A 23,274-nucleotide genomic window follows, 5' to 3' on the forward strand; every position below is an offset into this window, starting at 1 on the left:
GGCTCAGATCCCGAGCCGGTCCCGCAGGCGATAGACGGCAACCGAAGGGGCCAGGAACCATGGCTTTCCGGTGTAGAACGGCCGCGTCTGGAACGGAATCTGACTGAAGGCGCCCAGATCCGGATCGACGCCAGCCGCTGCCTTTCCAAGCCTTGAGCCGAGATAACCGGCCATCCCGACGCCCGAGCCGCAATAGCCCATCGCATAGGAGAGCCCCTTGTCTTCGCCGCAATGCATCAGCGTGTCGAAAGTGAAGGCCACGATCCCGGCCCAGGAATGGCTGATACGGGTTCCTTCCAGCTCGGGGAACAAGCGCACCAGCTCGGCCAAGAGCTTCGGCCCGCTCTTGCGCGGATCGGTTTCCTGCAGCGACACCCGGCCACCGAACAGGATGCGCTTCCGGTCCGGCGACGGACGGTAGTAGTAGACCAGCTTGCGTGTATCCGAGAGGATACGGTTGGTGGGAAACAGCCGGTCCATCACGTCGGCGGGGATTTCCTCCGTGGCGATGACGTAGGATCCGATTGGAATCACCCGGCGTTGCTGCCATGGCGACAACGGACCCGTGTAGCCGTTGGTGGCGATGATCACCTTGCTGGCACGAACCCGTCCCTTGTCGGTCGACACTTCAAATCCCTGGGCTGAACGCTCGAGATCATTCACCCGGCACTGGCTGATGATGTTGGCACCCGCCGCCTTTGCCACGCCAAGAAGCCCTGCATGATACTTGCCGGGATCGATGCTGGCATGCTTTGGAAAGACGATCCCGCCATGATAGGCATCGGTGCCGAGTTCCCCGTGCTGGCTGCCACGCGGCACCATGAAGGCGCCGGTTTCGAAACCGGGATGCCGGCTCTCGCAATCCTTTGCCAGCTTGTCATACTGTCCCGCGGTGTGTGCCCCGTGGAAGCGGCCAACCACTCCAAAATCACAATCGAGCTTTTCCTCGGCCACGAACCGGGCCACATGATCGAGCGAGGCCTGACCTTCCTTCAGGATGTCAACCGCGCGAGCCTCGCCATATCGCTGCTTGAGCGTGGAAAACGACGGTTTGACGCTGGTGGAGATCTGCCCGCCATTGCGGGTGCTGCAGCCGAAGCCGGCTGCTTCCGCATCGATCACGACCGTCTCCAATCCCGCGCGCGCGGTCTGCACCGCCGCATGCAGCCCGGTGTAACCTGACCCGATGATCAGCACATCCGCAGTCGCCGGCGGTTTCGCCATGTCATCGGGCTGCTGCGGGCTCGCATCCCACCAGTAGGGCGTGGGCTTGAAATCGGGAGTAAAACAATCGCTCGATTTTATCATCTTATGTTCCCGCGTGGTCGGAGAGGATCATGTCGGCGCCCTTTTCCGCAACCATGATGGTCGGCGCATTTGTGTTGCCGGATGTCACGGCCGGAAAAACCGAGGCATCGATTACTCGAAGATTGTCCAGCCCGTGCAGCTTGAGCTTCGGGCTGACGACACTGTCACTGGCGTCGCCACCCATGCGGCAGGTGCTCACCGGATGAAACACGGTGCCAGCGCGTGCGCGGATATCGGCGATCATCTCATCGTCGGTCTCTACCTGGCGTCCCGGGCGAATTTCTTCTTCGAGGATTTCCGCAAACGCCGGAGAATCGGCAAGCCGGCGTAGGAATCGCGCGCCTTCGAGCTGTTCAGCAACGTCGTGATTGGTCGACAGGTAATTCGGGTGGATCGCCGGCGCATCGAACGGATCGGACGACTTCAGCCCCAGATGACCGCGGCTGGTCGGCCGTGTCGGCTGCGTTCCCATGATCACACCGGAGAATGGGTCCGGGCTCATCAACGGACGCTTGCCCGGCGGCGCCTTGGTATAGCTTACCGGCGAAAAATAGAGCTGCATGTTGGGGCGCTCGAGCTCCGGCCGCGTCCGGATGAAGCCCCCTGCCTGGTTCACCCCGAGTGACAGCGGCCCCCTGCGCCTGAGAACATAGTTGATGCCATGGCGCAGTTTTCCGATGAGCGGCCTCAGGTCGTCATTGAGCGTCTTCACCCGAGCCTTGTAGGTATGGTCGATGCAAAGATGATCCTGAAGGTGCTGGCCTACATTCGGTTGGTCATGCACGACCTCAATGCCATGCCGCTTGAGCGTTTCTGCCGAGCCGACCCCGGAAAGCATCAGGAGCTGCGGCGAGTTTACCGCGCCACCCGAAATGATGACCTCCCGTCCCGCGTAGACTCGTTCGATCTTTCCGTTTCGGACATACTCCACCCCGGTCGCACGGCTGCCCTTGAACAGGATCCGTGTCGCATGGGCGCGCGAAATGACCCTCAGGTTTTGGCGCCGCCGCGCCGGATGCAGATAGGCCCGCGCCGCCGACATCCGGAACCCGCCCCTGGCGGTGTTCTGATAAAGCCCGACGCCCTCATTGGTGGCGGCATTGAAATCGGGATTGTAGCTGAGCCCGCACTCTTCCCCGGCCCGGATGAAATTCCGGCAGGTGGGATGCAGGTCGCGTTCCATGGTTGAAACATAAAGAGGGCCGCTGCCGCCACGCCATTCCGTCTCGCCCTGGTCGCTGGTTTCACTTTTCTTGAAATAGGGCAGAACATCATTCCAGCCCCAGCCGGGATTGCCCATCGCCTCCCAATCGTCGAAGTCACCAGGATGGCCGCGGATATAGACCATCGCGTTGATCGAGGAGGAACCACCGATCACCTTGCCGCGCGGCCAGTAGCTTACCCGGTTGTCGGTGCCGGGATCGGGTTCGGACCGGTACATCCAGTTGATCTGCTTGTCGTAGAATGCCATGCCGTAACCGATCGGCATGAAGATCTTGAAATTGCGGTCATGTCCGCCGGCTTCGAGCAGCAACACCGAATATCTGCCGTTCTCGCTCAGCCGGTTGGCCAGCACGCATCCTGCCGAGCCGGCGCCGACAATCACGAAGTCATGGGTCTTCACGGGGTACGCCACTCTTTGGTTATGAGGCTCAGGTTTGGGGTTTGTCGCGTTGCACCAGGATCGAAACCAGCGCCAGCAGCGCCGAGCCGATCATCAGGAAGAACGAAACCGCATTGAGCACCGGCGTCGAGCCAACCTTGACCATCCGGTCATACATGGTGATCGTCAGCGGCGCTTCCGAACCAACGAGGAACAGCGTGGTGTTGAAGTTCTCGAAGGAGACCAGAAAGGCGACGATACCTGCCGCCGCCATGGCCGGAAACAGGAATGGCAGCGTGATGGTCCTGAGCACCCGTGCCCGGCTGGCGCCGAGATTGTAGGCCGCCTCTTCCATCGACGCGTCGAACTTGCGCAATCGCGCAATGATCACCAGTGACGTGATCGTGGTGATGAACGAGAACTGGCCCAGCACCACCAGCACGATGCCCGGGCGCAGAAAATCCAGATCAAGCGACAAGGCTTCTTCCGCGCCATTGGCGATGTTGCTGGCCAGCAGCAGGATCGAGATACCAAGAATGACGCCGGGAATGACCAGCGGCAGCACCATCATGATGTAAAAGAAGTCCTTGGCCGGGAACTTGCAGCGGACGAACAGGAAGGCGTTGCAGGTGCCAACAAAGACGGAAAGCAGCGACACGAAGCTGGCGATCACGAAGGAATAGTAAAGCCCGCGCAGCAACCGCCGGTCATGAAACATGCCAAGTTTCGGCTCTGAATCGTTGAAGAACCAGTCGAGCGTGAAGCCCTGCCAAGGCAGCGACGGAAACAACGAATCGTTGAAGGCGAAAACGCCCGCGGCAACCAGCGGCGCTGCCAGAAACACAAAGAACAGGCCAACGTAGATCCGGTAGCTGGCGAGAAAGGCGGTGTTGGGTTTGATAGCCATCAGCTTCGCGCCACCGTGCTGTTGAGTGTCTGGCCGGAGAGCTTGAGACCGCCCCAGACCACCAGCGAAGTGAAGGCCAGCAGCAGGAAGCCGAACGCAGCACCCGATTCCCAGTTGTAGCGGGTGATGAACTGGTCATAGATCTGCTCGGTGAACCAGCTCGAGTTCTTGCCGCCCAAGAGGATCGGCGTCAGGTAACTGCCCGCGGTCAGCATAAACACGACGATGCAGCCCGAAACGATACCGGGCATGGCATATGGAATGATGATCCGCCTGAGCACGGTCGGTCCGTTGCCGCCAAGATTGTAGCCGGCTTCAATCATCGCATCATCCATGCCGTCCAGCGTCGAGACCAATGGCACGATCATGAACAGGATAACCGTATAGACAAGCCCCATGATCACCGTGGCATCGTTGTAGAGGAACTCGATCGGCGTGTTGATCAGTCCGGCCCACTGCAGGCTGCTCGAAATGATCCCGGTTTCCCTCAACAGCAGGATCCAGCCGAAGGCGCGGATGAGATCGCTCACCCACAGCGGGATCAGGCACATCAGGAAAAGCGCGCCGCGGGTCCGGTTACCGGCAATCTTGGCGATGTAGTAGGCGATCGGAAAGCCCAGCAGCAGCGCCAATACGGTGACCAGCAACGACATCGACCCGGTGCGGATCAGCGTGTTCCAGTAGATCGGTTCGGTGAAGAAATTGATGTAGTTCTCGAGCCCGAACTCATACATCCGGGGCCCGACCTTTTCCCGCAGCGAAATATAGAACATTCCCAGATGCGGCAGGATGATAAGCAGCAGGATCCACAGCGCGAAGGGCGCAAACAGCAAGATCAGCGACAGACGCTTGATATCTCTTTGCATCATCGTATCACCCTCAAGCCTTGAAGCTCATGGTCTGTTCCGGCGACCATGAAAGCGTGACGTCATCCTTCGGCTTCAGGTCCTGCGCTCCGCCGGTCAGAACCACGTCGGCTTCGATCAACTCGCCGGCGCGGTCGCGGACCAGAACCCGGCTGTTGGCACCGTTGAAAAGAATACTGTCGACCTTGCCCTCGATCACGTTCTGACCATTTCCGGATTGAGCGGCAGAGCCACCTGCTTTCTCGGCCGTGATGAATTCGGGCCGGACGAAAGCATTCACCCTGTCGCCGATCCCCGGTGCGCCAGCGCCACGAACCGATCCGCGCATCGCCAGACCAGCCTCGGTTTCCACCTCGACCGTATTGCCTTCGACGCGGATTACCTTTCCGGCCCACCGGTTGGTATCGCCGACAAACCCCGCAACGAAAGCGGCCGATGGATTGTGATAGAGTTCCTGCGGCGTTCCGATCTGGACAAACTTGCCCTCGTTCATGATCGCCACATTGTCGGACATGACCAGTGCTTCCGACTGGTCGTGGGTGATGTAGACGAAGGTGGTGTCGAACTGGTGCTGCAGGAGCTTCAGTTCGATCTTCATGGCTTCGCGCAGTTTGAGATCCAGCGCACCGAGCGGCTCGTCAAGCAGCAGCACATCCGGGTCCAGCACCATGCAGCGGGCGATCGCGATGCGCTGCTTCTGCCCACCGGATAGCTGTGTGATCTCGCGATTGGCGACATCGGGCAGGGAGATGCGTTCGAGAACATCATGCACCTTGGTGCGGATGACGTCCTTGGAAGCCCCGGCGCAGCGCAGGCCGTAGGCGATGTTCTCATAGACATTCATCATCGGAAACAAGGCCAGGTGCTGAAACACCATCTTGACGTTGCGCCGGTTCGGCGGCGTCCCGATGACCGATTTGCCCTTGATCCGGATGTCTCCGGATGTCGGCGACTCAAAACCGGCAATCATCCGCATCAATGTGGTCTTGCCACATCCCGACGGGCCCAGGATCGAGAAGAAGGAGCCCTTCGGAATCTCGAAAGAGACGTCATCCACGGCCCGCACCGAGCCGAAGTGCTTCTTGATCTGGATGCATTCCAGATCGTTCTCGGTGTTTGATTGCATCGAGTACCCAGTGCAGTGTGTCATGTCAGGTCTTTGGAATTTGAAGTGCGGCTACACAAACGGGCTGCGCAGCCGCACTCAGTCTCAATCAGTCGAAGATGTAAGACCCGGCTTATTCGGAGCCGGTGGCAGCCTTGATCTTCTCAAGTGTCTTGCCTTCCATGTCCTCGACACCTGCCGGGATGTTGGCAAAGAACTTCAGATTGTTGATGTCCTCGTCGGTGAAGGCGGCATTGACGGCAGCCTTCTTGTCATCCGGAAGCAGGTCCTTGCCGCCTTCGACAGCGGCAATCGCGCCGGTGCTGGCCGACATGGTCTTCACGTTCTCGGGCTCGAGCACGAAGTTGATCCACTTGTAGGCGGCATCATCGGCTTCGCCCTTGCGCGGGATGGCAAAGGTGTCGATCCAGGCCAGCGCGCCGGTCTTCGGCGGCACAAAGACAATGTCCTTGTTCTCGCCATAGAGCTTGTAGGCGGTCGAATCCCAGGTTTCCGAGGCGACGATTTCGCCCGACATCATCATCGCCGAAAGGTCGTCACCGCCCTTCCAGTAGGCCTTCAGATTGTCCTTGCACGAGATCAGCTTGTCGGCGACCTTGTCCAGGATCTCCTGGTACTTGTCGAGATCGGCATAGGCCGCAAACGGGTCTTCGCCCATGTCAAACGCCATCCCCAGGAGGATCGTGCGGCGCAGGCGCATGGAGGTCTTGCCCGCGTATTGCGGGTCGCAAAGATCGCCCCAGGCCTTGACGTCCGGTGCCATGGTCTTGTTGGCCATCAGGCCCGATGTGCCCCACTGGTGCGGCACGGCATAGACTTCGCCGTCGATGGTGGTGTTGGCCTTGACGCCATCCAGCAGCTTGGCCTGCATGGTATCGGTGTTGATCTTCGACAGATCAAGCGGCTTGTAGATGTTGTATTCCTGCTGCACGGCATAGATGCGGTCATGACTTGGCTGGGCCAGGTCAAAGCCTGCGCCGCCGGTGGCACGCAGCTTGGCGATCATTTCCTCGTTGTTCGAGAACGTCACCTCGACGGTAATGTCGGGATATTTTTCCTCGAACTTTTTCACCAGCTCGTCAGGAGCATAGGAGCCCCATGTCAGCAGACGCAGGGTTTCTGCCTGCGCCGGCGCGGCGGCCATCACGGTCGTGGCCAGAAGCCCGGCAATTGCTAGTTTCATGATCATGTTGATCTCCCTTTGAACCCTCTGAATATCGGCGCATTATTGATTATAACCCGCGCAGATGTGACGAAGCGTAGCCCCTCATTGGACTGCACCGCATATCCATTATAGATATTTTATCATACCAATTTGTGACAGGACCACTCACTCGTGTACACCATAAGTTTCTGAATTTTCGACACTTTCTGACACCAACAAGACGCAGTCTTCGTGCCTCATTCATACCGCTGTAGCGAATAGCCGCGCGAGCACATCCATGCCTTGCCGGATATCGGCCTCGTTGGCGGCACCATATCCTATGACCACCCCCTTGCGATCGATCGGAGCAAGGCAGTATCGTCCAATCCCGGAGAGCGTCAATCCCGCGGCATTTGCCTCGCGGACAAAATCCTCTTCGCTGCGCCCGGGATCGGTGAAATAGCCGACCGTGTGAAAACCCGCCGAGGCACGCTGGACAAGCATGTGCGGTTCGATCTGCCGGGCATGCGCGTGCAGAAGTTCGTGACGCTGCCTGTAGTGGTGCCGCATGGTCCTGATATGGGTGGCGAAATGCCCCTCGTCGATGAAATCTGCAACGATGGCCTGGGGCCAGGTCGGAACGCCGCTCAACGCCGCGGAGAAGATCGCCGACATGGCCTCCACCATGCTGGCAGGCGCTACCAGGAAACCAAGGCGCAGCGAAGGAAACAGGGTTTTGGAGAATGTGCCGACATAGATTACACGGCCATTGGTATCGATGCTCTTGAGAGTGGGCAGCGGCTGGTCGCCGAAATAGAAGTCGCCGTCATAATCATCCTCGACAATGAACGCATCCGCCCGGTCAGCCGCATCCAGCAGTGCCAGCCGCCGGGACAGGCTGAGAACCTTGCTCAACGGCTGCTGATGCGAAGGCGTGACAAAGGCCAGCCGGAAATCCGGAGCCTTCGCCAAACCATCGGCAACCACGATCCCTTCATCATCCACAGGCACGGCAACCAATTCGGCACCGCAGGAAATGAAGGCATTCCTCGCCCCGATCGCACCGGGATTCTCGAACCAGACCTTCTCTCCCCGGTCCAGCAGCATGCCGCCGACAAGCGAGAACGCCTGCTGAGCACCGCCAACCACGAAAACCTGCTCCGGATCACACTGGATCCCGCGGCTGGCATTGAGATGTGTCGCGATAGCTGCCCGCAACCTTGGCAGACCATAGGGGTTGCCGTAACCCATCACCGCATCCCGGTCGGATCTCAGGTGCCGGGCCGAAAGCCGCGCCCATTGCGCCATCGGGAATGCATGCAGCGCCGGCAAGGCCGTGACAAAAGCCTGGGATTTGTGCGGCAGTCGCCGTCTCTCGGCAAACATCGCCCGCGCCCGCATTGTCGAGGGCGACAAGCGTGGCGCCCGCTCCGCATCGATCTTGGCAGCTTTCGGCTTGACCGGTGTGCGCCCGGTCATCGTGTGGCTGACGAAGGTGCCGGCCCCGATCCGCGATTCCAGCAATCCTTCGGAGATCAGGCGGCTGACCGCATCGAGCGCCGTGGTTCGCGAAACGCCCAGTTCGGAAGCCAGGGTCCGGGTTGCGGGCAACCGCTCCCCGCCATTGAGCCCGCCGGACAGGATGATATCGCGCAGCCCCATGTAAAGCTGCACGCTGATTTTCCGGTCGAGGCTCCGATCGATCCGGATCGATGAGAGAATTGCTCCGGCCTTGGTTTTCATGAATGGCCTCTCATGGCAGCCGAAATTGGTCTGGAAGCTTTGCGAGATTGGACCTTATCGTAAGTCCAATCGACCCGCTACGGTTTCCAAAAAATTGCGGCATGGAATGACACCACATGAAAATCACCCACATTGAAACCTTCACCAACGAGTTCGTCTGCTTCGTCAAGGTCACCACCGACACCGGCGACATTGGCTGGGGCCAGGTCGCTCCCTATTATGCCGACATCACAGCGCAGATCGTGCACAGGCAGGTGGCACCCTACGCGCTTGGTCAGTCGGCGCTCGACATCGATCACCTGGTGGACCTGATTCCCGAGAAGGAACACAAGTTTCCCGGCTCCTATCTCAAGCGTGCACTTGGCGGCCTCGACACAGCGCTTTGGGACTTGCGTGGCAGGGTCGAAGGCAAGCCGGTCTGTGAGTTGATCGGCGGCACACCGGGAACCATCCGCGCCTATGGTTCTTCCATGAAACGCGACATCACCCCGAAGGATGAGGCCACGCGGCTGAGCCGACTGCGCGACAAATTCGGCTTTGACGCTTTCAAGTTCCGCATCGGTGCGGAATGCGGTCGCGGCAAGGATGAATGGCCCGGACGAACCGAGGAAATCGTCCCCACCATGCGCAAGGCCATGGATGACAGCGTTGCGCTGCTGGTCGACGCCAATTCCTGCTATTCGCCGGCCCAGGCCATCGAAATTGGAAAAATGCTGGTCGACAACGGCATCAGCCATTTCGAGGAGCCCTGCCCCTACTGGGAATACGAGCAGACCAGGCAGGTCACCGAAGCACTGTCCGCACCGCCCATCGATGTCACCGGCGGCGAACAGGATTGCGAGCTTCCGAACTGGCGCTGGATGATCGACATGAAGGCGGTCGACATCGTCCAGCCCGACATCTGTTATCTCGGCGGCCTGACCCGTACTTTGCGGGTGGCGGACATGGCCCACAAGGCCGGCCTGCCCTGCACGCCCCACTGCGCCAACTGGTCGATGGTCACCCTGTTCACCATGCACATGCTGCGCGCCATCCCCAATGCCGGCAAGTATCTCGAGTTCTCGATCGAGGGCGAGGACTACTATCCCTGGCAGGACGGCCTCTTCGTCGAAACCCCCTACGCCATCGTCGACGGCAAGGCGACGGTAACAGACGCACCCGGCTGGGGCGTCGAGGTCAGCCCGGCCTGGCTCGAACAATCAAGTCACCAGATCAGCTCGTTGGGAGCCTGACACATGCTCACAAAACCCGACAGCCTCCTCGCCTACATCAATGACGCCACTGGACTGCGCCTGCCCGATGGCCATTTCATCGACGGCGGATTTCGTGCTCCGCGCTCCGGGCGCTCCATGCAAAGCGAGGATCCGGGCCGCGGCGAGGCCTTTGCCGATTTTGCCCGCGGCAATGCCGACGATGTTGCTGACGCCGTCGAAAATTCGCGCAAGGCGTTTGCCCTCTGGCGCCGGACACCGCCTGCCGAACGAGGACGCATTCTCGCACGCACCGCAGAGCTGATCCGCCGCAACTCGGAACGGCTTGCCATCACCGAATGCCTCGACAGCGGCAAGCCGATTTCCGAGGCAAGGGGGGATGTCTCCGGCGCGGCGAGAACGTTTGAGTACTACGCAGGCGCATGCGACAAGCTGGAGGGAAGCACTTTCCCGCTGCCGTCAGACTATGTCGGCTACAGCCAGTTCGAGCCGGTCGGCGTCACCGCTCACATCATTCCCTGGAATTTCCCGATCTCGACCGCCGCCCGTGGCATGGCCCCGGCGCTTGCCGCCGGATGCACCGTGGTTGCCAAACCCGCCGAACAGACACCATTCACCGCCTTGTTGCTGGCCGAACTGCTGTTTGAGGCCGGACTGCCCGCCGGCGTCTGCAATGTCGTGACCGGAACCGGCATCGAGGTCGGCGCCCCGCTGGTCTCCAACACCGGCATCGACCATGTCACCTTCACCGGTTCGGTGACCACCGGCGCCAGCGTCATGCGCGCCTGCGCCGAAAACGTCACCCGCTCGGTGATGGAACTCGGCGGCAAGTCGCCGGTGGTCGTGCTCGATGACTGCGATTTCGACGGCACCGTCACCAATGTGGCAGGCGCCATTTTCGAGCATGCCGGACAGATCTGTTCCGCTGGCTCGCGGCTGGTGATCGAAGCTGGAATTCACGACCGCTTTGTCGAAGCCCTCGGACGCAAGGCCAAGGCGATCTCGCTGGGTCATGGTCTTCGCTCACCCGACATGGGACCGGTCAATTCGGCCATGCAGCAGGAAAAGATTGCAGGCTTTCTCGATCGGGCGCGGGAACGCGGCGCGGAATTCATCAGCGGCGGCAAGGCATCGAGCGATCCCGAAACCGGCAAGGGCTATTTCATAGAACCCACGATCGTTGCCAACCGGCCTGCCGAGGATGAACTGGTGCAGGAAGAGATTTTCGGCCCGGTCCTCACCGTCCAGAAAGCCGACAATTACGAACATGCGTTGCAGCTGGCCAATTGCACCCGCTTCGGACTGGTGGCCGGTGTCTTCACCGGCAATTTCACGAGAGCCCACCAGCTCGCCCGCGACATTGACGCCGGTCAGGTCTACATCAACGAGTACTTTGCCGGCGGCATCGAAGTGCCCTTCGGCGGCAACAAGCAATCAGGCTTCGGCCGCGAGAAGGGTCTCGAAGGCCTCAAGAGCTATTGCAAGGTCAAGAGCATCGCCGCCCGCATCGGCTAGGGCGGCACTCCTCCTGCGACTGAAGTCTTCATAAAGGGGCCCGGCAGACTTCTGACGGGCCTTTTCTGTTTCCGCAGTGTTTCGAAGATCGCCTTGCCGCGTCTAGACCTTGACCGCGATCACCGCCACACAGTCCCCGGCCTTCACCAGCCCCGGGAAATGCCGAGACGCAAGGATACCCGAACGCCTGGCGCGATAGTCCAGCGGTGGCCTGCCGGTCCGGTCGACAGGCCAGACACGGGCCACAATTTCGCCTTTCTCCACCTCCTCGCCCAAGTCCTTCATCGCTTCGATCATCCCGTCATCGTGAGAGAAGACAAAGCAATCATCATCCGGCATGTCGAGCATCACCGAGGCAGAGAGGTCCAGTTCCCCTTTCATGATCCCGGCATGTTTGAGCACGTTGCGCACACCTTTCTTGGCGATGGCATTGGAGCGTGCCGTCGAGGTGCCGCCACCGCCGAGTTCCGTGGTGACGAAGGTCTTGCCCTGATCCTCGACACTGGTGTCATACATGCCGACATTGTCGATCTCGAGCATGATCATCGAATAGGGTGCGTTGAAGGCTTCCACGGCGGCCACACAGGCTGCCTGCTGCTCCTTGTTTTCGAGCACATGCGCCGATGCGAAAGGAATGAAGTCCAGCGTCCTGCCACCTGAATGGAAATCGAGCACGATGCTCGCCTCCGGCAGCAGAACCGTCTGGATGTAGTCCGCGATCTTCTCCGTCACGGTACCGCTCGGCGAGCCTGGAAAAGACCGGTTCATGTTGCCCCGGTCAATCGGCGATGTACGCGTTCCCGCCCGAAACGCCGGATAGTTCATGGCCGGCAGGATGATCACCCGGCCTTCAATGTCGCCCGCTTTCAGGCTCATCGCCAGGTCCATGAGCGCGATCGGACCTTCATACTCGTCGCCGTGATTGGCGCCGGTCAACAATGCGCTGGGGCCAACGCCATTCTTGATCACCGTTATCGGGATCATCACGGACCCCCAGGCCGAATCGTCACGGCTGTAGGGCAGTCTCAGAAAACCGTGATGTTCGCCGTCCTCGTCGAGCGGGATTGTGGAGGTGATGGGATTACCGCTCATTTCGCATCAATCCTTCACAAGCATCTTGCGGGGCACGTTCGACAGGCATTCGGGGCCGGTTTCGCCGATGGCGATGCTCTCGGTGATCTCGAAGCCCATGCCCTCCATCCAGAGACCGGTCATGAAGTGGAACGTCATCCCGGGCTTCAGCACCGTCCGGTCGCCCGGGCGCAGCGAACAGGTCCGCTCGCCCCAGTCCGGCGGATAGGACAGACCGATGGGATAGCCAGTGCGGTTGTTCTTCACGATGTCATACTTCTGAAGCACGCCGAAGAAGGCGATTGCAATATCCTCGCACAGGTTTCCGGCCTTTGCGGCCTCCAATCCGGCCTCCATGCCTTCGAGCACGGCCTTTTCCGCGTCGAGGAACTGCTGTGTCGGCTTGCCGAGGAAGATGGTGCGCGACAGCGGACAGTGATAGCGGCGGAAACAGCCGGCAATCTCGAAGAAGGTGCCCTCGCCGGTCACCATCTTCTTGTCGTCCCAGGTCAGATGGGGCGCGGCGGCATCCGCGCCCGATGGCAGCAGCGGCACGATCGCCGGGTAATCGCCGCCAAAGCCCCACCCCTCGTCGTAGCGCAGCGAGGCGTCGTAAATTTCGGCCACCAGATCGCACTTGCGCATGCCGGGCTCGATCTTCTCGGCGATACGCGCATGCATCCTCTCGACGATCTTGCCGGCTTTGCGCATGCGATCGAGTTCCGCAGGAGATTTCGGGCCACGCAACCAGTTGACGAGGTTGGTGACGTCGACCAGCTCGTTGGGCAGCCCGGCGCTCAGCGACAGAAATCCCTTGGCGGAGAACCAGTAATTATCCATCTCCACGCCGATCCGGCCAATGTGCCACCCCCGCTCGGTCAGCTTGGCGGCGAGGTATTCCATCGGGTGGCGTTCAGCTGATTGCACGAAGTAATCCGGATACCCGATCAGGTCCGGCTCGTTCATCCAGACCGTGCGCAGCGCGCCCTGGGCGTCCTGTTCGCGCCCGAACCAGATCGGGTCGCCGGAGGGTCCTATGATGACGGATTGATGGACATAGAAAGACCAGCCATCGTAACCGGTAAGCCATGCCATGTTGGACGGATCCGAGGTGATCAGCGTGTCGATCCCCTTGGCCTCCATCGCGGCCCTCACCCGCGACAGGCGGGTCTCGTATTCGGCGTCGGTGAATCGGAATGTGTCGATTTCGGCCATGTTTCAGCTCTCGAAGTTGGTGCCGAGTCCGGCATGTGAAACACGCTGTCGGGCGTGGGTGGCGATGGCGGTGTCCTGAACACCGGTTCCGGTGAGGTCCGCGATGGTGATCTGGTCGGGCGCGGTGCGCCCGGGTACGGCGCCGGAGACGATGGCGCCGAGTTCGGCAAAGTCGGTCTCGGCGGGGATCAGGCCCGCCGCGATGGCGCTGCGCAATTCGCCCAGGATCCGCGTTTGCGACAGGCGGTCGGGGACATAGAGATCAGCCTTTGAAAGACATGCGGGATCGATTTCGTTTTTGTGCTCCTGATCCGACCCCATTGCCGTCACGTGTTGACCGGGCAGCAGCCACGCTGCCTCAAGCACCGGGCTTGTCGCAGGTGTGGTGGTGACAATCACGTCAGCGCGTCTGACCCCCGCGCCAGCATCCTTTACGGCACTCACATCGATTCCGAGTTCCTGTGAAAGCTCCGCTGCCACTGTATGCGCTTTAACGACGTCCCGTGCCCAGATCGTGGCGGTCCTGATCGGACGAACCAGGCACAGCGCCTTGAGTTGCAGCCGGGCCTGGCAACCTGCCCCGAGGATGCAGGCATGTGAAGCGTCGGCACGCGCAAGATGCCGCGCGGCAACCGCACCGGCCGCAGCCGTGCGGACATCGGTGAGATAGCCATTGTCGAGCAGCAAAGCCTCGAGCATTCCGGTCCTTGCCGACAACAGCACCATCAACCCCGATGTGCTCGGCAGGCCGATTTCCGGATTGTCGAAAAAGCCCGGAGAGATCTTGATCGCGAAACTGTCGATACCCGGCACGAACGCGGTTTTGACGTCAACCTCGCCGTTGAACGGCGCGATCGGCATGGACAGGATCGGCGGCATAACCACATCGCCGGTGGCCAATGCGGCGAAAGCCTGCTCGACACACTCAATGGCATCAAGATCCAGCTTCACCAGGCCGCGTAAATCCGCCTCGGTCAGGATCCTGATGTTGCTCATGTCACGCTGCCTCTTGGGTAACATCAACATCTTCGCCGGATATGACGCGATGATGCTGTTTCATATCGATATTGCCGCCGCTGAGGATGGCAGCCACCGGACCGACGCTCTCTACCTTGCGCGAAAGCAAAGCCGCCACGCCGACGGCGCCCGCACCCTCGACGATCTGGCGTTCCTGCCAATAGATGTGCCGTATACCGGCAGCGATTTCTGCTTCGCTCACCAGCACGACATCGTCGACCAGATCTCTTGTCATGGCGAATGTCAGCTGATTGCCGAGCCCGATCCCGCCGCCGAGAGAATCCGCAAGCGTCGCCAGCTCCTTAACCAGCACCGGCCCTCCTGCCTTGAGGCATTCATGCATCGCGGGCCCGCGTTCCATCGATATGCCGATGATCCTGACATCCGGGCGCATGGCCTTGAGTGCAGCGGCGACGCCCGAAACCAATCCGCCGCCGGACAATGGCACCAGAACGGTTGCGACATCCGGCACCTGCTCCAGCAACTCCAGCCCCAGCGTACCCTGGCCTGCAATGATGGCGCGATGATCGAAGGGTGGGATCATGGTCAACCCGTCTTCGTCAACCAGCCGGTCGACCTCCAGTTGCGCCTCATCCTGCGAGTTGCCGACGATCCGGACTTCGGCACCCTGTGCCTTGATGCCGTCAATCTTGGCCTGCGGCACCAGCCGCGACATGCAGATGATGCACCTCACCCCGGCAGCCTTCGCGGCGTGGGCCAGCCCCCGCCCATGATTTCCGGTCGACACGCCAGCCACACCGCGCTGCTTGTCCGCATCGGACAGAGAAGCCACGGCGTTTGTCGCGCCGCGCAGTTTAAAACTGCCGGTGATCTGGGTGTGTTCAAGTTTCAGATGAACCGGGCACCCCAGCAATTCGGAGAGAGATGGCGACTTGTTGACCGGTGTTCGCCGCACGGTTGCGGCGATAGCGGAGCGCGCCGCTTCAATTTCCGCGAGTTCGACAAAGGGCTGTGCCGTGCTCATGCGGCCTCACCGGAAACCGGGGTAGGAAGGACGTAATTGGCCAGAGCCAACCGCGCGAACCCTTGATTTCGCAAGGGATTTACCGACAGGGTGGTTTAACCATGAGGATTCTGGAGGCCAAATTGTCATGAAGTATTGTTGACCGTAATCCCGGAAATTGACAACCCCACGGCGCTGGCTCAAAAGTCTCCGTCATGGCCCCATTCAAGCTCGATGACCGTGATATCAAGATCCTTGCAATCCTTTCTCGGGAGGGCCGGATATCGAAAACCGAGCTCGCAAAAAGGGTCAATCTCAGTGCCACACCGTGCTGGGAACGGTTGAGCCGGCTGGAAAAAGCGGGCATCATTTCAGGCTACAAGGCGGAGATCGAGCTCAGATCCGTGGCGCCTCAAGTCTCGGTCTTCGTCATGGCAGAACTTGAAAACCACCGCGCGGCGACCTTTCAGGCATTTGAGCAAGCCGTTGAAACATATGATGAAATTCTGTCCTGCTGGGCGCTGGGCGGCGGCTTTGATTATCTCCTGCACATCATCACCCGAGATATCGACAGCTATCAACGGCTGATCGACGATCTGCTGGGCCGCGGCGCGGGGCTGGCGCGCTATTTCACCTACATCGTCACCAAGCCGGTGAAACACTCGGCAAGCCCGCCCTTTGAAATTCTGATGGGGCTGGAACCGGGGGTAGATTAACGCCTCGCCCGACAAGATTTGGACGAACCGCCTGGCGGGAGCCGACACATCAGAGGAATCCTCTGGATCTCAGCCGCTAGCATCGGGCATGGCACATCAGAGCACAAATCCCCCGCGAGCCGGATCATCAACCTTTGACGCAACGCCGCTTGATCTGACCGATCCGGCGCTGTTTCGCGGCTTTTCCTATATTGGCGGCCGCTGGACGGCCGGCGCGAAGTCAGGGACGATTGCCGTGATCAATCCTGCCGATGGCAGCCATCTCGGTGATGTTGCAAGCCTGTCCGCCATTGACAGCGCTGGCGCAGTTGATGCCGCGGAAACCGCCTTCAGCATCTGGTCCGCCATGCTGCCGCAGCAGCGTTCGATAATCCTCCGGCGCTGGTTTGAACTGATTCGTGAAAACAGCGAAGACCTGGCGCGGATCATGGTGCTGGAGCAGGGCAAGCCGATCTCGGAAGCGCGTGGCGAGATCGAGTACGCTGCGTCCTTCGTGGAGTTTTTCGCCGAGGAAGCCAAGCGGCCAAACATCGAAAGCGTGACGTCGCACCTGCCTGACGCCGAAGTCGAGATCTGGCGCGAGCCTGTGGGCGTTGCAGCCCTGATCACGCCGTGGAATTTCCCTTCAGCCATGCTCACCCGCAAGGCCAGTGCAGCGCTGGCCGCGGGATGCACCGTTGTCGCTCATCCCTCGGCTGAAACACCCTATTCGGCGCTGGCGCTTGCCGAGCTTGCCGAACGCGCCGGCTTCCCGGAAGGTGCATTCAATGTCGTGACCGGCGTTGCCCCGGTTGTTGTTGAACCATGGATGAAAGACAAGCGCGTTCGCGCTGTCTCGTTCACCGGCTCCACCGAGATCGGCAAGCTTCTCTACAGGCAGGGCGCCGACACCGTGAAGCGGCTGGTCCTGGAACTCGGTGGTCACGCTCCCTTCATCCTGTTCGCCGATGCCAATCTGGACCAGGCTGTCGAAGAGGCCATCAAGGCAAAATTCGCAACATCCGGACAGGATTGCCTTGGCGCCAACCGGTTCTTTGTCGAGCGCCCGGTCTACGATCTGTTCTGCGCGAAATTCTCGGAAGCAGCATCAAGGCTTTCCGTTGGCATCGGCATGGACAATCCAGACATCGGACCATTGATGAACGACAAAGCGGTCGCCAAGCAGCAAGGGCATGTTGCCGATGCCGTTTCCAAGGGGGCGCGTCTACTTGCTGGTGGAAAGCGTCGCAAGGCCGGAACATTGTTCTTTGAGCCAACCGTGCTTGCCGATGTCACAGCTGATGCATTGATCATGCATGAAGAGACATTCGGCCCGGTCGCAGCCATTGCCTCCTTCGACACGGAAGAAGAAGTTCTGCAGCGGGCCAACGATACCGAATATGGCCTTGTTGCCTATCTGCACACGCAGGATCCGCGCCGGATTTACCGCGCCAGCCGTTTGCTGCAGTTCGGCATGGTAGCGGTCAACCGGACCAAGGTGACCGGTGCTCCCATCCCCTTTGGCGGCATGAAGCAGTCGGGGCTGGAGCGCGAAGGCTCACGTCTTGGCATGGAGGCCTTCACGGAAGTCAAATATGTCTGCCGCGACTGGGCATGACACAATCAAGAAGGAAACAACAATGTTGCGCAACGATCAGCTCGACCAATGGGATCACGATCACTTCTTCCACCCCTCCACGCATCTTGCACAATTTGCCCGTGGTGAGTTGAACAACCGCATCGTCACCGGGGGTGAAGGCGTCTACATCACCAACCGCGAAGGCAATCGTTTGCTTGATGCCTTTGCCGGCCTTTACTGCGTCAACATCGGCTATGGCCGCCAGGAAGTCGCCGACGCCATTGCCGCGCAGGCCAAGGAACTGGCCTATTATCATTCCTATGTCGGCCACGGCACCGAAGCCTCCGTGACGTTGGCCAAGATGGTCATCGATCGCGCGCCGGAGAACATGAGCCGGGTCTATTTCGGCCTCTCGGGCTCCGATGCCAACGAAACCAACGTCAAGCTGATCTGGTACTACAACAACATCCTGGGCCGGCCCGAGAAGAAGAAGATCATCTCGCGCTGGCGCGGCTACCATGGCTCCGGCCTGATGACCGGCTCCCTGACCGGGCTTGATCTGTTTCACAAGAAGTTCGACCTGCCATTGTCACAGGTGCTGCACACCGAGGCGCCCTACTACTACCGGCGGGCCGATCTCTCGATGTCGGAAGCCGATTTCGTTGCCCATTGCGCGAGCGAACTTGAAGCCATGATCGAACGCGAAGGCGCCGATACCATTGCTGCCTTCATCGGCGAACCGGTGCTCGGCACCGGCGGCATCGTGCCGCCACCCGCGGGCTACTGGGAGGCAATCCAGGCCGTGCTGAGAAAGCATGATATCCTGCTTGTCGCAGACGAGGTCGTGACCGGGTTCGGTCGGCTGGGGACCATGATGGGATCAAACCACTACGGCATCGAGCCCGACATCATCACCATCGCCAAGGGCCTGACCTCGGCCTATGCCCCACTGTCGGGTTCCATAATTTCCAAAAGGGTTTGGCAGGTTCTCGAACAGGGCACCGATGAATTCGGCGCCATTGGCCACGGCTGGACCTACTCCGCTCACCCGATCGGTGCGGCGGCAGGTGTCGCCAATCTCAAGCTTATCGACAGCCTTGGCCTCGTCGCAAATGCCGGAGATACCGGCGCCTACTTTAACAAGGGCATGACGGACGCAGTTGGCAAGCACAAGAATGTCGGTGACGTCCGCGGAGAAGGCATGCTCTGCGCGGTCGAGCTGGTCGAGGACCGGGACAACCGCGTCTTCTTCGACCCGGCCAGGAAAGTCGGGCCGTCGGTCGCCGCAGCCCTGCTCAAACGCGGCGTCATCGCACGGGCCATGCCGCAGGGCGATATCATCGGCTTCGCCCCGCCACTTTGCCTGTCGCGGGAAGAGGCAGACACCATTGTCTCGGCAACGGCCGATGCTCTCAAGGAAGTCTGCGGCTGAACGGCAATCTGGCCAGTCCGGATCAAAAAGCAGGCCGGCCCCCATCGGGCCGGCCTTGCAGTTCCAATGGATGAAAAACATGCCAGACAATCACCGCCTGTGAATTGTCGATCAGAGGATTTTCCCTGTACAAGGATCTCATGGAACATCGTCGATTGGGATTGTCTGGACCAAGCGTTTCCGCGATTGGGCTCGGATGCTGGAATTTCGCAGGGCCTTATGGCCCCACCACCGAGCAGGAAAGCCACGAGACCCTGGCGGCTGCGAGGGATCTCGGGGTGAACCTGATCGACACGGCCAATGTCTATGGCATGGGCATCTCTGAAACGGTGATCGGCAACTACCTCCGGCACAACCCGGGTCACTTCAGGGTTGCCACCAAGGCAGGCATCCGTCGCGATCCAGCAACCGGCGCCCGGTACTTCGACAATTCCGCGGACCACCTCCGGAGCGAACTTGAAGCATCGCTGAAGCGGCTCGGCGTTGATCATGTCGATCTCTTCTATGTCCATCGTCGGGAGGCGGATCGGCCGATCGAGGAGGTTACAGGCACGCTTCAACGCTTTATCGAAGAGGGCAAGATCGGTGGCTTCGGTTTTTCGGAAATTGCCCCGAGTTCGCTGAAACTGGCGCACGCGGTCGCCCCGATGACGGCCGTCCAGAGCGAATACTCTCTGTGGACGAGACAGCCGGAACTTGGAATGGTCGAGGCCTGCAGCGATCTCGGTGTTGCCCTGGTCGCCTTCTGCCCGCTCGGACGCGGGATTTTAGCAAGCCAGGCTCCTAACCCGGCGAGTTTTGGCGCGGCTGATTTCCGCAAGCACAATCCACGCTTCGTCGAGCCCAACCTGGCCCGCAACATCGAAGCCGTCGCCCCCTTCAAGGCCTATGCAGGCGACCTCGGCACCACTCCGGTTGCCCTGGCAATCGCCTGGCTCTTGAGCCGCGGCAGCCATGTCATCCCGATCCCCGGCACGCGCTCGGCAATCCATCTTGAGGAATGCGTCAAGGGCGCCGAACTTAGACTTGGCGCGACGGAACTGGCGGAAATTGGCAGGATACTGCCACGGGGCTTCGCCCACGGCGACCGCTATTCACGGGAACAGTCGAACGGTGTGGAAGGCTATTGCTGACGCAGCTCAAACGAAACCCGGATGCCGTTACCTCCAAAATGAGGTGTCGGGGCTGGCTTAGCCCCCGCTTCCCTTAATTCCCATAAACCGGCTTGCCACCAAATTAAAAATGCATAAAAATTGGACATGGAATTTTTTTATGCAGATCCGCCGGAGAAGCCGGCGACGCTCCCCAAGCCGATCCCCAGAAGATTGCGCGATGGGCTGCAAATGCTGCTCCAGTCGATCTACCCGGACAGCGACCAGTCAGCCCTTCTGGACCAGACGATAGCGGCCTTCTGGCCCGGTAACGAGCATCCGAAACGCCGGGGCCGGGTGCCGGCCAACACGCTCTGGTCCGAAAAAGACAGCTACGTAATCACCTACGGCAACAGCTTTGTGAACGGCGAACACAAGCCGCTGGACCTGCTGTTCGACTTCCTCGACACACGGTTGAAGGGTACCGCCACCGGTGTGCATATCCTGCCCTATTTTCCCTACACTTCGGACGACGGCTTCGCCATTACCGACTATTATGCCGTCGACAGCGGATTGGGCGCATGGGAGGACATTGGCCGCATCGCCGAAAACTTCCGTCTGATGTCGGATCTGGTGATCAATCATTGCTCGAGCCAGAGCACGTTCTTCAACGAGTATCTGCTTGGCCACGCGCCTTATGACAGGTTCTTCTTCGAAGCTTCGCCGGACGATGATCTCTCCATGGTGGTCAGGCCCCGGGCCCACCCGCTGCTGAGGGAGGTCGAGACAGCCTCGGGCACCCGGCATGTCTGGTGCACCTTCAGCCATGACCAGGTGGACTTCGACTTCTCCAATCCGGAGGTCATGCTGGAGTTTCTGCGGATCCTTCGCTTTCACATCTCCAAGGGCGTCAGGACTTTGCGGCTGGATGCGATCGCCTTCCTCTGGAAGGAGGTCGGTTCGCCCTCGATCCATCTGCGCCAGACCCACGAAATCGTGCGGCTGATCCGCCTGCTTGCCGACTACACCGCCGAACCATTGGTCCTGCTCACCGAGACCAATGTGCCGAATGCCGAGAACCTGAGCTATTTCGGCAATCGCAACGAAGCCCACATGGTCTACAATTTCTCGCTGCCGCCATTGTTGCTCCATGCCCTGCTCCACGGCACATCGAAGCATCTCAATGCCTGGCAGATGTCGATGCCACCGGCCCAGCTCGGCTGCACCTATTTCAATTTCACCGCCTCGCATGACGGCATCGGCATGCGCCCGGCGGAGGGGTTGCTGAGTGAAGAAGATATTCAGCGCGTCATCGACACGGCCGAGAAATTCGGTGGGCGTCTTTCCATGCGGAAGATGCCCGACGGCAGCACCCGCACCTATGAGATCAATATCGCGCTGTTTGATGCCCTGAAAGGCACGATCGAGGGCGAGGACGAGTGGAACATCGAGCGCTTCCTGTGCAGCCAGATCATTGCCATGGGGCTCGAGGGCATTCCCGGTTTCTACATTCACTCGCTTCTTGCCACCGGCAATGATCACGATGGCGTCGAGAAATCCGGGCACAACCGCGCGATCAACCGGCATCGCTGGCACTATCCCGACCTGCTGGCGCAGCTCGATGATCCCGGTAGCCGTCATGCCCGGGTGTTCAACGCATTGACCTCCATCCTTCAGACGCGCTCGAAGCAGGCCGCTTTCCACCCCAACGCCACGCAGTTCACCCTGCAACTGGGCGAACAGCTGTTCGGCTTCTGGCGGCAGAGCATCGACCGGTCGCAAAGCATCTTCGCCATCCACAACCTCACCGGTGAGACCATCTCGATTCCCCTGATGTCGCTCAACCTGATCGACGGCGACACCTGGTCTGACCTGATCTCTGGCGAGCACATCGGCGGCTTTGGCGGAGACCTGGAATTCGCGCCTTACCAGTGCCGATGGATCACCAACTGAATGGTGATCACGTGAGCGCCCTCGACATCCGCAACCTGATTGTCTTCAGCGATCTCGATGGAACGCTTCTCGACCACCGCAACTACTCCCATGCCGCAGCCGCTCCGGCACTGGCAAGACTGCGGCATCTTGAAATTCCTCTGATCCTCGCTTCGAGCAAGACAGCCGCCGAAATCACTCCGTTGCGCAAAGAACTCGGCTTCTCCGATTGCGAAGCCATCGTCGAAAACGGGTCCGGCATCCTTGAAGCCGTTGATGAAGCCAGTGATGAAGGCGATGCGACCGAAACCAGCTACCATGCGATATGTCAGGCGCTGGAACGGTTGCCCCCTTGCCTGCGTGCTCAATACGAGGGTTTCAGCGACTGGAGCGCACAAGAAGTATCCGACTTGACCGGACTCTCGATTTCCGATGCCGCAAATGCCCGCAAGCGCCGGTTTTCCGAACCCGGCCTCTGGCTTGGGAGCGAAGCGGACAAGGCCAGGTTTGTTGAGGCGGTCACCGCAATGGGTCTGATCGTGCAGCAGGGAGGCCGCTTCCTGACGCTGTCATTTGGCGGAAACAAGGCCGAGCGTATGATGGAGATCGCCGCCCGTCATTCAAGGCAGGGCATGACGCCTTTCATCGTGGCGCTTGGCGATGCCGGTAATGATCTGGCGATGATCGAGCAGGCGGACCTGGGTGTTGTCATCCCCAATCCGGCCCATTCCGGCATCCCGCCATGCGAAGGCGAAGCCACAGGCCGGATCGTCCGCGCGGAAGCCGCCGGTCCGGAAGGGTGGAACCAGGTGATCAATTCGCTGCTCGACCGGGCAGAGAACAACAGGAGCTGAT

The 23,274-nt window shown here is 60.2% G+C and carries 19 protein-coding genes; 8 read left to right on the top strand and 11 right to left on the bottom strand.

Annotated features, from left to right (window positions below; genetic code table 11):
- Positions 1–3: 3 nt before the first annotated feature.
- The 7 genes from SPHINGO391_RS19805 to SPHINGO391_RS19835 form a co-directional block, all read right to left on the bottom strand.
- Complete coding sequence (locus SPHINGO391_RS19805; RefSeq protein WP_152010456.1) at positions 4–1,308, bottom strand: FAD-binding oxidoreductase; 1,305 nt, start codon at positions 1,306–1,308, stop codon at positions 4–6.
- A gap of 1 nt (position 1,309) precedes the next feature.
- Positions 1,310–2,932, bottom strand: a complete 1,623-nt coding sequence (locus tag SPHINGO391_RS19810) for a GMC family oxidoreductase N-terminal domain-containing protein (RefSeq protein WP_152010457.1) — start codon at positions 2,930–2,932, stop codon at positions 1,310–1,312.
- A 28-nt stretch (positions 2,933–2,960) separates the two neighbouring features.
- Positions 2,961–3,818: an ABC transporter permease gene (locus tag SPHINGO391_RS19815; protein WP_152010458.1), complete on the bottom strand. Its 858-nt coding sequence runs from the start codon at positions 3,816–3,818 to the stop codon at positions 2,961–2,963.
- Positions 3,818–4,684, bottom strand: coding sequence for an ABC transporter permease (locus SPHINGO391_RS19820; RefSeq protein WP_152011646.1), 867 nt, complete (start codon positions 4,682–4,684; stop codon positions 3,818–3,820). Before SPHINGO391_RS19820 ends, SPHINGO391_RS19815 begins: the two co-directional genes overlap by 1 nt.
- Before the next feature lie 13 nt (positions 4,685–4,697).
- A complete protein-coding gene (locus SPHINGO391_RS19825; protein WP_152010459.1) occupies positions 4,698–5,810 on the bottom strand; it encodes an ABC transporter ATP-binding protein in 1,113 nt (370 codons plus the stop codon).
- Between the two features lie 112 nt (positions 5,811–5,922).
- Entirely contained in the window at positions 5,923–6,999 is a 1,077-nt protein-coding gene (locus tag SPHINGO391_RS19830; RefSeq protein WP_152010460.1) for an extracellular solute-binding protein, read from the bottom strand.
- A gap of 216 nt (positions 7,000–7,215) precedes the next feature.
- A complete protein-coding gene (locus tag SPHINGO391_RS19835; protein ID WP_152010461.1) occupies positions 7,216–8,697 on the bottom strand; it encodes a PLP-dependent aminotransferase family protein in 1,482 nt (493 codons plus the stop codon).
- A 116-nt stretch (positions 8,698–8,813) separates the two neighbouring features.
- Between SPHINGO391_RS19835 and SPHINGO391_RS19840 the strand changes: the two genes are divergently transcribed.
- Complete coding sequence (locus SPHINGO391_RS19840) at positions 8,814–9,929, top strand: mandelate racemase/muconate lactonizing enzyme family protein (protein ID WP_152010462.1); 1,116 nt, start codon at positions 8,814–8,816, stop codon at positions 9,927–9,929.
- A 3-nt stretch (positions 9,930–9,932) separates the two neighbouring features.
- Positions 9,933–11,423 carry an aldehyde dehydrogenase family protein gene (locus tag SPHINGO391_RS19845; protein WP_152010463.1) on the top strand — a complete coding sequence of 497 codons (1,491 nt, stop codon included), beginning with the start codon at positions 9,933–9,935 and terminating at the stop codon, positions 11,421–11,423.
- Between the two features lie 102 nt (positions 11,424–11,525).
- On the opposite strand, the gene doeB is transcribed toward SPHINGO391_RS19845, so the two are convergent.
- Genes doeB through eutB form a run of 4 tightly spaced genes read right to left on the bottom strand, consistent with a single transcriptional unit; the run spans position 11,526 to position 15,711 of the window.
- Positions 11,526–12,515 (bottom strand): N(2)-acetyl-L-2,4-diaminobutanoate deacetylase DoeB, encoded by a 990-nt coding sequence (gene doeB, locus SPHINGO391_RS19850; protein WP_152010464.1) that lies wholly within the window; start codon positions 12,513–12,515, stop codon positions 11,526–11,528.
- Between the two features lie 6 nt (positions 12,516–12,521).
- Entirely contained in the window at positions 12,522–13,709 is a 1,188-nt protein-coding gene (gene doeA, locus SPHINGO391_RS19855; protein WP_152010465.1) for an ectoine hydrolase DoeA, read from the bottom strand.
- Between the two features lie 3 nt (positions 13,710–13,712).
- Positions 13,713–14,705: an ectoine utilization protein EutC gene (gene eutC / locus SPHINGO391_RS19860; protein WP_152010466.1), complete on the bottom strand. Its 993-nt coding sequence runs from the start codon at positions 14,703–14,705 to the stop codon at positions 13,713–13,715.
- A 1-nt stretch (position 14,706) separates the two neighbouring features.
- The gene (gene eutB, locus SPHINGO391_RS19865) at positions 14,707–15,711 is read right to left on the bottom strand and encodes a hydroxyectoine utilization dehydratase EutB (protein ID WP_152010467.1); all 1,005 of its coding nucleotides are present in this window, start codon (positions 15,709–15,711) and stop codon (positions 14,707–14,709) included.
- Positions 15,712–15,905: 194 nt separating this feature from the next.
- Here eutB and SPHINGO391_RS19870 point away from each other — a divergent pair, with 194 nt between their 5' ends.
- The 6 genes from SPHINGO391_RS19870 to SPHINGO391_RS19895 all read left to right on the top strand — a co-directional run bounded on the left by SPHINGO391_RS19870 (position 15,906) and on the right by SPHINGO391_RS19895 (position 23,273).
- Positions 15,906–16,406, top strand: coding sequence for an Lrp/AsnC family transcriptional regulator (locus SPHINGO391_RS19870; protein WP_152010468.1), 501 nt, complete (start codon positions 15,906–15,908; stop codon positions 16,404–16,406).
- A gap of 88 nt (positions 16,407–16,494) precedes the next feature.
- Positions 16,495–18,003, top strand: coding sequence for an NAD-dependent succinate-semialdehyde dehydrogenase (locus SPHINGO391_RS19875; RefSeq protein ID WP_152010469.1), 1,509 nt, complete (start codon positions 16,495–16,497; stop codon positions 18,001–18,003).
- 22 nt (positions 18,004–18,025) lie between these two features.
- On the top strand, positions 18,026–19,396 hold the full coding sequence (locus SPHINGO391_RS19880; protein ID WP_152010470.1) for an aspartate aminotransferase family protein: 1,371 nt from the start codon (positions 18,026–18,028) through the stop codon (positions 19,394–19,396).
- A gap of 140 nt (positions 19,397–19,536) precedes the next feature.
- A complete protein-coding gene (locus SPHINGO391_RS19885) occupies positions 19,537–20,529 on the top strand; it encodes an aldo/keto reductase (RefSeq protein ID WP_152010471.1) in 993 nt (330 codons plus the stop codon).
- A 126-nt stretch (positions 20,530–20,655) separates the two neighbouring features.
- Positions 20,656–22,440 (top strand): sugar phosphorylase, encoded by a 1,785-nt coding sequence (locus SPHINGO391_RS19890; protein ID WP_152010472.1) that lies wholly within the window; start codon positions 20,656–20,658, stop codon positions 22,438–22,440.
- Between the two features lie 11 nt (positions 22,441–22,451).
- Positions 22,452–23,273: an HAD-IIB family hydrolase gene (locus SPHINGO391_RS19895; protein WP_244615270.1), complete on the top strand. Its 822-nt coding sequence runs from the start codon at positions 22,452–22,454 to the stop codon at positions 23,271–23,273.
- Position 23,274 lies beyond the last annotated feature (1 nt).

The sequence above is a fragment of the Hoeflea sp. EC-HK425 genome (genome assembly GCF_902498795.1).
In the GTDB taxonomy this organism is placed as follows: Bacteria; Pseudomonadota; Alphaproteobacteria; order Rhizobiales; family Rhizobiaceae; genus Hoeflea; species Hoeflea alexandrii.

What these genes read in the sequence shown, in the direction of transcription:
- SPHINGO391_RS19805 (WP_152010456.1), bottom strand. Translation starts at nt 1,308, where the DNA reads ATGATAAAATCGAGCGATTGTTTTACTCCCGATTTCAAGCCCACGCCC.
- SPHINGO391_RS19815 (WP_152010458.1), bottom strand. Translation starts at nt 3,818, where the DNA reads ATGGCTATCAAACCCAACACCGCCTTTCTCGCCAGCTACCGGATCTAC.
- SPHINGO391_RS19820 (WP_152011646.1), bottom strand. Translation starts at nt 4,684, where the DNA reads ATGCAAAGAGATATCAAGCGTCTGTCGCTGATCTTGCTGTTTGCGCCC.
- SPHINGO391_RS19825 (WP_152010459.1), bottom strand. Translation starts at nt 5,810, where the DNA reads ATGCAATCAAACACCGAGAACGATCTGGAATGCATCCAGATCAAGAAG.
- SPHINGO391_RS19830 (WP_152010460.1), bottom strand. Translation starts at nt 6,999, where the DNA reads ATGATCATGAAACTAGCAATTGCCGGGCTTCTGGCCACGACCGTGATG.
- SPHINGO391_RS19835 (WP_152010461.1), bottom strand. Translation starts at nt 8,697, where the DNA reads ATGAAAACCAAGGCCGGAGCAATTCTCTCATCGATCCGGATCGATCGG.
- SPHINGO391_RS19840 (WP_152010462.1), top strand. Translation starts at nt 8,814, where the DNA reads ATGAAAATCACCCACATTGAAACCTTCACCAACGAGTTCGTCTGCTTC.
- SPHINGO391_RS19845 (WP_152010463.1), top strand. Translation starts at nt 9,933, where the DNA reads ATGCTCACAAAACCCGACAGCCTCCTCGCCTACATCAATGACGCCACT.
- doeB (WP_152010464.1), bottom strand. Translation starts at nt 12,515, where the DNA reads ATGAGCGGTAATCCCATCACCTCCACAATCCCGCTCGACGAGGACGGC.
- doeA (WP_152010465.1), bottom strand. Translation starts at nt 13,709, where the DNA reads ATGGCCGAAATCGACACATTCCGATTCACCGACGCCGAATACGAGACC.
- eutC (WP_152010466.1), bottom strand. Translation starts at nt 14,705, where the DNA reads ATGAGCAACATCAGGATCCTGACCGAGGCGGATTTACGCGGCCTGGTG.
- eutB (WP_152010467.1), bottom strand. Translation starts at nt 15,711, where the DNA reads ATGAGCACGGCACAGCCCTTTGTCGAACTCGCGGAAATTGAAGCGGCG.
- SPHINGO391_RS19870 (WP_152010468.1), top strand. Translation starts at nt 15,906, where the DNA reads ATGGCCCCATTCAAGCTCGATGACCGTGATATCAAGATCCTTGCAATC.
- SPHINGO391_RS19875 (WP_152010469.1), top strand. Translation starts at nt 16,495, where the DNA reads ATGGCACATCAGAGCACAAATCCCCCGCGAGCCGGATCATCAACCTTT.
- SPHINGO391_RS19880 (WP_152010470.1), top strand. Translation starts at nt 18,026, where the DNA reads ATGTTGCGCAACGATCAGCTCGACCAATGGGATCACGATCACTTCTTC.
- SPHINGO391_RS19885 (WP_152010471.1), top strand. Translation starts at nt 19,537, where the DNA reads ATGGAACATCGTCGATTGGGATTGTCTGGACCAAGCGTTTCCGCGATT.
- SPHINGO391_RS19890 (WP_152010472.1), top strand. Translation starts at nt 20,656, where the DNA reads ATGGAATTTTTTTATGCAGATCCGCCGGAGAAGCCGGCGACGCTCCCC.